Origin of the sequence: Nostoc sp. (genome assembly GCF_036916975.1) — a bacterium.
In the GTDB taxonomy this organism is placed as follows: domain Bacteria; phylum Cyanobacteriota; class Cyanobacteriia; order Cyanobacteriales; family Nostocaceae; genus Nostoc.
Genome location: NZ_JBALFF010000066.1, coordinates 1 through 12,256, shown reverse-complemented (window position 1 = coordinate 12,256; position 12,256 = coordinate 1). Strand labels below are relative to the sequence as shown.

At 38.1% G+C, this 12,256-nt stretch carries 6 protein-coding genes; 3 read left to right on the top strand and 3 right to left on the bottom strand.

Features of this window, described 5'->3' with window-relative positions; all coding sequences use genetic code 11:
• Nucleotides 1–1,378 precede the first annotated feature (1,378 nt).
• Both V7K73_RS15790 and V7K73_RS15785 read left to right on the top strand, forming a co-directional pair.
• Nucleotides 1,379–3,358, top strand: coding sequence for a scytonemin biosynthesis sensor histidine kinase (locus tag V7K73_RS15790; protein ID WP_334881520.1), 1,980 nt, complete (start codon nucleotides 1,379–1,381; stop codon nucleotides 3,356–3,358).
• 141 nt (nucleotides 3,359–3,499) lie between these two features.
• Entirely contained in the window at nucleotides 3,500–4,399 is a 900-nt protein-coding gene (locus V7K73_RS15785) for a response regulator transcription factor (RefSeq protein ID WP_334881518.1), read from the top strand.
• A gap of 226 nt (nucleotides 4,400–4,625) precedes the next feature.
• Here the strand turns inward: V7K73_RS15785 and V7K73_RS15780 are convergent, their stop codons facing one another.
• The 3 genes from V7K73_RS15780 to V7K73_RS15770 all read right to left on the bottom strand — a co-directional run bounded on the left by V7K73_RS15780 (nucleotide 4,626) and on the right by V7K73_RS15770 (nucleotide 9,934).
• Entirely contained in the window at nucleotides 4,626–5,828 is a 1,203-nt protein-coding gene (locus tag V7K73_RS15780) for an AAA family ATPase (protein WP_334881516.1), read from the bottom strand.
• A 602-nt stretch (nucleotides 5,829–6,430) separates the two neighbouring features.
• Complete coding sequence (locus V7K73_RS15775) at nucleotides 6,431–7,945, bottom strand: hybrid sensor histidine kinase/response regulator (protein ID WP_334881514.1); 1,515 nt, start codon at nucleotides 7,943–7,945, stop codon at nucleotides 6,431–6,433.
• Nucleotides 7,946–7,957: 12 nt separating this feature from the next.
• Entirely contained in the window at nucleotides 7,958–9,934 is a 1,977-nt protein-coding gene (locus tag V7K73_RS15770) for a PAS domain S-box protein (protein WP_334881512.1), read from the bottom strand.
• A 1,773-nt stretch (nucleotides 9,935–11,707) separates the two neighbouring features.
• Between V7K73_RS15770 and V7K73_RS15765 the strand changes: the two genes are divergently transcribed.
• A partial coding sequence (locus V7K73_RS15765) for a hypothetical protein (protein ID WP_334881510.1) occupies nucleotides 11,708–12,256 on the top strand: 549 nt, incomplete at its 3' end.

Sequence of the window (12,256 nt, the reverse complement as noted above, 5' to 3'; positions counted from 1 at the left end):
ATTCTTTTGCTTCTAGATTTCCCCTAACCTAAGCCACTTTCTACAACCGGGAGAACCTTAAAAGTTCTTTTTTAAGGGGGTTGGCTCACATCTTGCACCTAGCCCTGGCGATTAGAAATCGCGGCTATACAAACGAAGTCCACCTCCGTGGACAAGCGAGAAAATCAAAGGTTTTTAACCCACGGAGGTGGGTTTAGCCTGTGTAGCCGAGCCAGTGCGTTGGGCGGCTCCGCCGACTTGTTCGCGCAGCGTCTCCCCTTGGGAGAAGCAACTGGCGTGCGACTTCCAGTCGCCTGGTGCAAGATATAAGTTGGGGGATCTTTTGGATGTAAGTCTTAGCTTTGGAGCCTCACCCCAAAGCAGTCAACAGCCCAGAAAAAAGCTTGATTATTCACTCTTCAACTCGCCGTTACAAATTATCCGAATTAAAATCAGCCTAACTACCAACAGTTTGGCGGCCTTTATATTGCCACTAAGAACTTATTGATGCAACTCTTTGTAACGATAAATACATAATTATTTAACTTTTGTCTTTCCTTAGAGAGATGATTAAATACTAAATAGATAGGTAAATTTTAATAAAATTTATTATTTTTGACTTAAAATATCTCATAAAACCGTACTATATCAATATTTATGTTTTATATATAACAAAAAAACAAAATACACGGGATAATTCTAATACAAATGTATTCCTAATGACGGATGACTAAGAATATGCTTTTGTAGTTAAATCCCTGAGAGAGTAAGTTAAGATAACTTAAGAAAATAAGTAGATGAGTAAAATCGTTCATTTAAGCCAAGCCCAGCACTGCAAATTTATTTATGTTGAGAATCAAACGACTCTACACCAATAGTTCCTCAAAGCGCTTGGTTACTCAACCATAAATCTAAGTTGGCTCTGGTGCAGGGCTAGTACGGCAAGGTAAAAGTCAGGCATTCACGCATTTAAAAAGCTTTAATTCTGGGCTTTCTGGCTGTAATGAAATGGTAAGTTTATTTACGCCGTGCTGTACTAGTTTAAATGTAAAATGTTTATTTTTTGTAGTTATAGCTTAAGAGTTTTGAACTCTTATCTAATAAAGTTTATTGACTAATCTAGATTTGATTCGTCTATATTTTTTGTTGAAATAAAAAGCTGCTTGGGACAGGAATAAATTTTAAATTAAATATTTAGGTTTTTTTAGGGAAGTTTAGTTTAATAATTCATATTTTGTTGGTATGATAAGTTTTATTAAGAAGATTAGTAATATTTTTTAATTTACTAACTAATCTTATTTTTGAACAGCCTAACGGTGCCCCCAAGATTTTAGTAAGTTATGACTATTAACTCATTAATGGCTATGGTACTGATTGATTACCAGGAGGAAATAGGAATATGAATTCTGGGGATTATACATTAGCTAGATCAAATAATCAATGGGTGCTACAACCAGAAGTAGAGATGAAGTTTGCTCACTTCCTAATAAATCACGCTGTAGATGCAGCCTTCTGTTTAGGAGAAAACGCCCAATTTCTCTACGTCAACGATGCCACTTGTCGGATGACTGAGTATTCCCGTGAGGAATTACTTTCCATGAGGCTGCATGATATAGATGTAGATTTTTCTTTACACAATTGGTCAGATATTAGCTCACAGAATTCTCTTACCTTTAAATCTCGCTACCGGACAAAAAGAGGTCGGATCTTTCTGGTAGAAATATCCATTAGCCATGTCAAACAACAAGATATAGAATTTGGCTGTGCTTTTGCTCGTGAGATAAGTGACGAAATAGTAGAACTAAGCGTGCAAAAGTGGACTGATGAATTAAGGGATGCCAAAGACAATTTACAACAAGAATTTTCTCAACTCAAGGCCAAAGAAGTAGAACTAGAAACATCTCTTTCTTTGCTTCGTTCTACTCTCGAATCTACTGCCATTGGTATTGTTGCAGTTAACTTTGAGGGAGATATTCTGAGCTTGAATCAGAAATTTGTGGAGATGTGGCAGATCCCAGAGTCGCTAGTACTATCTAATAAATGTCCTCAATGCAAAGCCTTTTTTGAGAACCAACTTAAAGATCCCCAAGCCTTTAGTCGGCTGATTTGGGAAGTGTCTAGCCAATCTGATTTCGAGAGCTACGACATTTTGGAATTGAACGATGGAAGAGTTTTTGCCCACTATTCTAAGCCTCAGCGGCTCGAAGGCAAAATTATTGGTAGAGTCTGGAGTATTTGGGACATTACAGAATCGAAACAGACTGAAGAAGCATTACGGTTGAACGCAGCTAGATTTCGCACTTTGGCAGAGACAACAGATGTTAGTACTTTTCTGATGCAAGGCACGCGACTTTGTTACATAAATCCAGCAGTGGAGAAACTCACTGGTTACACAGAAGAGGAACTGCTAACAGGTTTTGAACTGCGGCGATTGATTAAAAGCAAAAAACGTAGAGAGGTACGCAACCAGGCCCAGGCAGCTAATTTTGAATACCAGGAGATAAATATTCTCACAAAAAACGGCACGGAGCGCTGGCTAGCTTGCGCGGTTGCCATGCTGGATGGAGTGCTAGATTTTGGGGGAAAACCAGTCGAACTGATTGCAGGGATCGATATTACTGATTACAAATATGCCGAATTAAATCTTAACCAAGCTTTAGAACAAGCAAAACAACTTAGCGAACTCAGAGCGCGTTTTCTTTCTATGGTTTGCCATCAATTCCGTACACCACTAAATATTGTTTCATTTTCTAATAGCTTACTCAAGGAAGAAGTAGACAAACGTACACAGAAGAAAATCCAACCACTACTAGATCACATTCAAAAAGCTACCGAACAACTCAGTCAGATGTTGGATGATATTTTGTTCTTCTCTAAGGCAGAAGCAGCAAAAATAAACTGTGAACCGAAACCACTGGAGTTAGTTGAGTTCTGTAAAGATTTAGTTGCCCAAATGCAGATGAGCGTTAGCCAAATTCCGATTAATTTTGCCAGTCAAGATAACTCTTTAACAGCCTGTATAGATAAAAAACTGTTAGAGCCAATTTTGAAGAATTTACTCGACAATGCCATCAAGTATTCTCCTTCCCAGATTGCAATTGAGTTAAAACTTTCTTGTAAAAATGAGAAAGTAATTTTTCAGGTAAAAGATAGGGGGATTGGTATTTCAGTAGCAGATCAACAACGAATATTTGAGCCATTTTACCGTGGTAGTAATATTGATAGTATACCTGGTACTGGATTAGGGCTATCAATTCTTAAAACCCTTGTAGATTTACATCACGGTCAAGTCTCTGTAGAAAGTCAAATGGGTGTAGGTACTACGTTTAATGTGATTTTGCCATTAATCAAATCAGAGTTTAGTAGTTCCGAGTTATGAATGTTGAAATTAAGAGAATTTTTAATTAACAGCTTAACAATCATAACTCTCAAAGCGAATTAATTAATCTCATGCCTATTTACATACTTATCAAAGAGTATAGTAAGCAGCTTTTGCAAAAAGTTATGGGAATACAAAATTATGCAAGAATCACCAAAGAAAATTCTCGTCATTGAAGATGATAATGTTACCCGCAATCTTTATTTAATGGGTCTTAAGGCTAAAGGTTTTGATACCATAGGTGCTGACAACGGTCTTGCTGGTATCCAACAAGCACAAGAGCATATACCCGATTTAGTAATTTGCGATATCACAATGCCTGATATGGATGGTTATAGCGTTTTAAATACGCTACGCCAAGATCCTGTTACAGCAATTATTCCGTTCATTTTTATGACTGGTAGTAGTACCAAAGCAGATGTTCGCAAAGCTATGGAATTGGGAGCAGACGACTATCTTACCAAACCCTCTACACTAGACGAATTACTCAGAGCGATCGCTATTCGCCTGGAAAAGCAAGCTACTCTCCAATACTGGTGGGCGATGAAATTGGAAAAAGATCCACAATTAGTATTTGCAGATAATACTACAGCGATCGCTGAAGGTGTTAGCGTTGGTAAAGCCTCTGGTACAGAAGCCCCTGATACAGAAATCATGATGCCTCCTAAGTCAATTTTTCCTTACATTCCCCAATTAAAAGAAGTTTTTGACTTTATCGAAGCCCATTATCATCAAGGAATTACTTTGTGTGACGTGGCTGTTGCTGTTGGTTACTCACCTGCTTACTTAACTAACCGAGTAGCAAAACAGACGGGCGAAACTGTAAACTGCTGGATTGTCAAACGCCGGATGGCGGGAGCTCGTTTTCTACTCCAAAATAACGATCAGACAGTCGAGAAGATAGCGAAAGCATTGGGCTATCAAGATGTGTCTCATTTCTCCCGCCAGTTTCGCCAACATCACGGTTTACCTCCCCAAGCTTGGCGCAAAGAACATCAACTTGTATCGCAAAAACAAGTAAAACTCTGGCAAAATTGCTAAAGCATAAATACAGCAATTTTTAGGTAAGTAGGTAGGCAAGATAAAACCAAACTATGTAACGAAAGGTAAAATCTCTGTATTTGGCTCGTAGTTGCGCTTTAGCGCTAAAGCGCAACTACAAACCAGTGATGATTATTTGCGCCGACTTACTTATTTAGATTACGACTGACACGGGGAGTAGGGAGAAATCAATTCAAAATTGAAGAACTCCTGCCCCCTGCCCTCTTCAAATAAATAATTGCGTAAACTCATATATTAAATCTACCCTGCCCTTACGTAACATGGCTGGATCTAATCTTTCAGTAGTGTTGCAAGTCATCAAGACAACTAAGCGTTGCTGTATCTGAATACCAGACTCATCAATTACACTCTGATACAAAGTGCCATCCAGCAAACTCAGAATGTGTTCGGTTTTGTTATTGTATTGCGCTACCTCGGAAGCACGATTTTGTGCTAGATTATCAGCTTCGTTAATAACGATACAGATACGCTCTATGTAAGTCGGTGGGACAAAGTTAGCGATCGCATCATGATCTAAAATAAAAATTACATACCCCAAAGGTACAAGAATTTCTTTTGCTACTGCCTGTGTCCAAACTGTCTTACCTGTGCCTGGTTGCCCATGTACAACAACCGCTAACTGGTTTTGATTTAAAATCGCTTGCTGTACAGAATCAGTAAAATTTTGGATATCTGCTGGAAATGTGCGAATATTAAATTGACTGTGAACCTTGCCTACACGACTTTGATATCCACTCAGCATAACTGCTAAGTCGTAAGTCGCTTTGTTAATTAGTGGCGCGAGATTTTTCGCCATTAAAGTATATTGTCGTCGCCCGCGATCGTAGGGATCAATTTGTAACCAAATGTCATGCTTCCCCCAGTAAGCATAAACAGTATTGATCACGTCTAAGCGTTCCCAGCTAACAAATTTATCTATAGGAAAATAAAAATCTCTTTCTGAGTAATACTGGGTAATAATGTCGGGATTACCCAACACACCTAAAACTCGCAGTACAGTAATTTCTTGCAGTCGATTTAGAACATAATCAATAGGGATACTACTACGACTGACAAATTGAACAATGGGCGTTTCCGTACTCAAAACGTCTTTGTAGCGATGATCTGGTGATTGCGGATCTGGCGTGATGTAATTCCAAAAGTTTTCAACTTCGTAGCGGGTATTTTCAGATACAATATTTAATAAATTAGCCCACCAAGCATAATTATTTCGTCCCAAAATATCAGCAAGATTACTCGCTAAATTTAAACTTTTTTGACTTAACTCGCGGGAGTCACTATACAACAGTTGCCACAAAAACCCCCAGTCTAATTCTCGGTTAAATGGTCGCCAACCGCTAGCAAGCAAACTTTGCCGGGTATTATTTGTAGGAGTGCCTTCATTACTTCTAAAATAGTCAAAATCCATATTTATTAGTTATGCAGCGTTAATCGAGTTATTTTGTGTGAAGGATGATATTTTGAAAAACTTTTCTCGTAAGATTAACTAATTGCGTACAAATAGTATTTTTTTTCACGGTGCTGTACTGGCTAGGAAGCCTTTTTAATCTAACTCATTCTTAATGTAATATACTATATTACATATTAACTACCTGCGTCAAGTTTTTTGACCAAGTAATTAGTTCTTAATCTAGCTTTTAAAATCTTCAGCTTCCTTACCATTCCCGCCTCGGAATAAATTCCTCTTGCTTAAGTAAGTGGACGCAAATAATCATCACTGGCTGGTAGTTGCGCTTTAGCGCTAAAGCGCAACTACGAGCCCAATACAGAGGTTTTATTTTTCGTTACATAGTTTGGTTTTATCTTGCCTACCTTACTTGTAGCTAAAGTCCTCTTAAGAGGACTAAATACAAAATTTTCAGCCATGTACAAGGCTATTTTATATAAAAGGGAAAATTTCAGTTCAGTAAGCGTGGACTTTAGCAATCAGCCCAAAACTTAAGTTCTGGGCGCGATATTGGGTAAGCGCGACACTTTGACTTTTCTAAAATTTTAAAAGAAGCTAAAAACCTATAAATCAGTTAATGTGATACTAAATGTTGTCCATCCTTTACTGCTTTCTACTTGAATGTTTCCTTGCAGTTGTTCGACTAATTTCTGTACTATAGATAAACCTAATCCCGATCCACCTTGATTCCAGATGTCTGCATTGGGAACCCGATAAAATTTCTCAAAGATTCGTGGTAATTCTGTTAACGAAATTTCTGCTGAATTACTGATAGTAATAATAGTTTTTGCGGGCGCTTCCAAGGAATTGGAATGTACACTTAAGACAATTTCACCACCCGCAGGTGTGTATTTACAGGCATTATTGATCAATTCTCCTAAAATTCGTTCCAAGCTAATGCTATCTGAGAACAAGGGGGGGAGATTTGAAGGGAGATTTATCTGTAGAGTTTGCTGGTGTTCTTGAACACGGATTTGAAACGGCTCAACAACCCAAGATAACCACTGTTGTAAGACCAAGGAATCAGGTGTCATCACTTCATAAGATGAGCTTTCTAGGCGTTGTAAGTCTAGTAGATCGTTAATTAATCCTAGCTCGCGATCGCACTCGCCTTCTATCAGTTCTAGATAGCGTTTAGCTTCCTCAGTACTAGGAGATCCTTGTATCATTTGAATCATTATCTTGATATTACTCAGAGGCGATCGCAGTTCATGGGAAACTAAATTCAAAAAGTCATTTTTAAGTTGATTTATCTCCTCCCATTGCACCACAAGTTGCTCTTGCTCAATTTGCTTTTTACGCGCCTCAATAGCTCGTTTGCGCTCAGTAATATCTCGAAAAACTAACACAGCCCCTCTAATATTATCTTGATCGTCTTTAATTGGTGCAGCACTATCATCAATTGGTATTTCTCCACCGTCTTTAGTAATCAGAATAGTTTCTGCTGGTAGACTGACGATAATACCATCTTGAAGGACTTTTACAATCGGACTTTCAATAGAGTTATGAGTTTCTGCATTAGCAATCTTGAATATTTCTGATGAATTTCTGCCCCTAGCTTCTTCTTGTTTCCATCCGGTTAGATTTTCAGCAACCGGATTCATAAAAGTTACTAATTCTTGCATATCGCTAGCAATCACACCATCACTGATACTTTTTAAAAGTGCATCTAGCCATTTTTTATTTACCTTTAATTGCTTTTCTAAACTATGTTTAGTCAGAGTTATTTCAATATTTGTTTGTAGCTCTCTTTCTTTAAAAGGTTTGATTAGGTAAGCAAAAGCCTCAGTCATCTTGGCTCGTTTTAATGTGTTATCATCTGCATAAGCAGTTAAATAAATTACTGGAATATCCAAACGCTTATAGATTTCTTCGGCAGCTTCTATCCCGTCCATTGACCCTTTTAGCTTAATATCCATTAGCACTAAATTGGGGGCTATTTCTACTGCTTTATTAATTGCTTCTTCTCCCGAAGAAGCGATCGCAGGAACCGTATAACCTAATTTTATAAGTCGATGCTGTAAATCTTTGGCAACAATCGCTTCATCTTCCACAACTAAAATTTTTGCCTTGGTCATATTTTAGTCATTTTATATTAATGTAAATTTTACTTGACATTCTACTCCCATAGCACCTTGGATATCGATATTGCCTGCTATTTGATTAGTTAAAGCATCTACTAATTGCCAGCCTAAAGATGCCATCTTTTTAAAATTAAAATTTGATGGTAAACCAATTCCATCATCACTAACTATCAGTGTAACTTGAGAGTCAGTATTTTTACTAATTTCGATATAAATTGTACCATTTCTACCTGCTGGGAATGCATATTTTAAAGAATTAGATACAAGCTCATGGATAATTAAGCTACAAGGAATTGCTGTATCCAAGCCGAGAAATATTTGCTCATCGATATTTATTCTCAAAGCGATCGCATCTTCTTTCACTTCATAAGCACAAAATAAACTTGCTACCAAATCTCGAATATATTCCCCAAAATTAATTTTTGCCAAGTCTTGAGACTCATACAATTTTTCGTGAACTAAAGCCATTGATGCAATTCGCTGCTCGCTTTGTTTGAATATTACCAAATCGTCTGGATCTTTGATATAAGCAGATTGCAAGCTTAACAGACTGGAAATAACCTGTAAATTATTTTTGACCCGATGGTAAATTTCTTTTAATAACACCTCTTTTTCTAAAAGTGAAGCTTGGATTTGCTGTTCCCATTGCTGGCGATCGCGCTGCGCGGCAATTCGTTCGCTAATGTCTTCGACCACAGAAATAAAATACTTTGGCTCTCCATTCGCTTCGCGCATTAAAGATACCGTGAGATTAACCCAAACTATGGAACTATCTTTGCAGAAATAGCGCTTTTCTATGGAATAAGTTTGAATATTATCTGCTAAAATCTGGTCAACATATTTCAGATCGGTGTCAAGATCATCTGGGTGAGTAATATCTTGGAAAGTTAGCAACTGTAGTTCTTCGAGTGTATAACCGACAATATTGCAAAGCCTCTGATTAACTAACAACCAACTTCCATCTATAGCTACATGGGCGATGCCAACAGCAGCTTGATCGAATGCAGCCCGGAATCGCTGTTCGCTTTCTCGCAATGCTTGTTCTATTCGCTGGCGCTCAGTAATTTCTGCCTGTAGTGATTGATTAATTCTTGTTAACTCTGCTGTGCGTAGCTCAACCTTGCTTTCTAGTTGGTTAAGTAGGCTATTTAGTGCCTCCTCTGCTTGCTTGCGCTCAGTGATGTCAGTATGTGAGCCTACCATCCGCACTGCGTTACCATCTTCATCCCACAGGGCTTGACCTCGATCCAAAATCCATTTGTAAGTGCCATCTTTACATAAAGCTCGATACTCAATAGTGTAAAATACTGTTTTATGAGCAAAATGGTCTTGAACTGTTTGTCTCACACTGTCCAGATCATCAGGATGCACTCGTGTCAGGGATTCATCTAAATAGTTAGAAATTTGCTCGTCTTCGTAACCGAGTATTTCCCTCCAGCGAGGCGAGAAGAAAACTTGATTGGTTTTTACATTCCAGTCCCATATTGCATCATTATTGCCGCGCAAAGCTAATTGCCAACGTTGTTCACTTTCTCTCAAAACCTCCTCAGTCCGTATGCGTTCAGCAATTTCTTTTGCTAGTTGAGAGTTTGCAGCCTCTAGTTGGGCATGACTCGGTAGAGCCAGTGCCTGGGGTATTAATGGCACGAGTTCTATGGCTGTTAATACTGAGACAAAAGCGGTGATAGCTTTAATTAATCCTGATAGCCAATAGGTAGGGTACCAAAGCGTCCACACATCCATTAAATGGGTTGTGCCACAAGCAACGATGAATGTGCCAAACATTAGGAACATCCAGCCGAAAGGCATATCTCGCCGTTTACGGACAAAATAAACCAACATCATTGGAATTGAATAATAAGCAACTCCAATTAACACATCTGAAACCAGATGCAACCATACCAATCCTGGTTTCCAGAGGTAGCAATGTCCGTGAGGAATAAACTGGCTAGTAGACAAAAAATTATTTAAAAATTCCATCATCAAAACCTAATACATTGCATAAGTCTTCACCAAAGCCCGAAGATTGTATACAGAGGTTTTGAGCCTAACACCTATGTATAAATGTTGGAGCTAAAAGGTGCTTTTTAATACTCTAGAAAAGAACACATTCGGCGTTTATCAGAGCTTTCCCATACTAGTGGTCTGTCCCATTTATTTTGCGGGGCTGCGAGATCCGCTACTTTTTGAAGAAGTTGGGGATCTGAACACCACGAACCTCTGAAAAGTTTTGGGACAGACTACTAGCCTTAGGCTGGTACAGAATAGCACTTCGGGCTTCTACATCCTGAATCTGCCATCCTTTCTGAGCTTTTTAAGCTGATAAAGGTTTATTGAAATAAAACTATGCGATCGCTTTGATTTTTGTTACCGTAAATTCTCTGAAATGAACTTTTTATATATATAAATGAAATGCCTTCAAAAAAACACGGTAATATTTCGCTTATCTAAAATAACTACTATGGTATTTTTAAGTATATTTTCGGGTTAGCATTTTTCAAATTAATACTTATATACTAAGTAAAAGTTATCAAAATTCGGTTTCCCTTGATTCACACCATACGGTGATACCTGCTTTTGACTTAGTGATTAGTAGGGACACCGCATTGCCGTATCCTTACCCAGTAGCCATTAAAATGAGAATTGCGATAACAAACGAAGCGATCGTAAAAATATTCCTTAAGTCTAATGTAAGACACACCTAGAGTATGAAGTTATAAGCTCTCAGGTGAAATAGGATTGTAGAGTATTGTTAATCTAGTCTCAACCTTTGGCAGCATCTGTCTGCTGAAAATTTCTAGTTGATTGATACCCCAACTAACAAAAGGTGATTTATTGATGTCAAAATTATCTTTAACTTAGCGATCGTTTGTATTTATTGAGTAGTCCGGTGTGAGTAATTAAAAGGTTTGTAGTTTACCCTATGCGTACAAGCTACACATTATGTATTCTATAATATGGCTCTAACCGTTATAAAGAGCTACTGTTATTAGTTATACATTCTTGTGTAACATAATTTGATTTCTTCTTGCCTAGTTAGTTAATGCATCTAAATAAGTGACTAAAAAACCCTTAGATTCATTATGATTGGTACGAAATTTTATGTTTAAAGATTTTGTTTTTTGTCTACAAGAAGCAGCTTTATACTTTAGATTAAAAAAAATCTCAAACACAAAAAGATTATTCTGAATTTTTTGTGAACCCCTCCTGTGGATGTACCAATCCAGGGCAAAATATGCAGTGTGAAGATTGTGCTTATCTTGAAGCCTGCTTATCTAATTGCAAGCTCCAAAAAGTTTAATTATCTTTCAGGTTCATAAACTAAATAATGCCAAATTAATTCCTGCGATAGAATTGACTTTACTCTTATGGTAGAAGCCCCAGAAAAAACTAGCAGCTATCCTAAATAGGAACAACAAAATAATTCACAATAAGTAATTAACTATGATACAAGTGAATGTAGTTTTATGAAAAATAAATATTATTCCTTGTGGTTGTGAAGAAGCAACTTTGTTACTCGATTCACAATTATATCATAAATTAGTAATTACTGATTATGAATGAATTTGAATCTGACGAATAGTTAAGTTGTTGTGTGTGGGAGCTTAAAATGCTTTCAAATTTCCAAAAGAAACTAGGTTAAAGACTCCTCAATCTCTCTTGTGAAAAATTCCCTAATTTAGCAATGGATTGAGTAGACAATATCGGTTTTGAAAATCAATCAAAGAAATCTAGAACATAAAAGGAACCATAAGCATGAAACCTTTTGATTTATCTAAAGCTGTTTTGGCTACTGTCTTTGCCATCAGTTTCGCTTCTTTATCTTTACCTCCTTCTGTTTCTGCCCAAAGTTCCGGCTCTGGTAGCTCCGGCTCCGGTAGCGCAGGATCGAGTGCTGGCAGTAGCTCCGGTAGCGGTACAGGTACTGGCACTACAGGTAGTGGTAGCACAGGCGGTGGTATGGGTAGTGGTACAGGCACTGGCACTACAGGTAGTGGTAGTGGTAGCACAGGCAGTGGTATAGGTAGTGGTACAGGTAGTGGTAGCACAGGCACTGGAACTACTGGTACTGGTTCAACAGGCGGTGGTATAGGTAGTGGTACAGGTAGTGGTAGCACAGGCAGTGGAACTAGTGGTACTGGCACTACAGGCGGTGGTATAGGTAGTGGTAGCACAGGCAGTGGAACTACTGGTACTGGTTCAACAGGTAGTGGTATAGGTAGTGGTAGCACAGGCAGTGGAACTACTGGTACTGGTTCAACAGGTAGTGGTATAGGTAGTGGTAGCACAGGCAGTGGAACTACT

Excerpts from the sequence above, each read along its gene's own strand:
- V7K73_RS15785 (WP_334881518.1), top strand. The coding sequence starts at position 3,500 with ATGCAAGAATCACCAAAGAAAATTCTCGTCATTGAAGATGATAATGTT.
- V7K73_RS15770 (WP_334881512.1), bottom strand. The coding sequence starts at position 9,934 with ATGATGGAATTTTTAAATAATTTTTTGTCTACTAGCCAGTTTATTCCT.
- V7K73_RS15775 (WP_334881514.1), bottom strand. The coding sequence starts at position 7,945 with ATGACCAAGGCAAAAATTTTAGTTGTGGAAGATGAAGCGATTGTTGCC.
- V7K73_RS15780 (WP_334881516.1), bottom strand. The coding sequence starts at position 5,828 with ATGGATTTTGACTATTTTAGAAGTAATGAAGGCACTCCTACAAATAAT.
- V7K73_RS15790 (WP_334881520.1), top strand. The coding sequence starts at position 1,379 with ATGAATTCTGGGGATTATACATTAGCTAGATCAAATAATCAATGGGTG.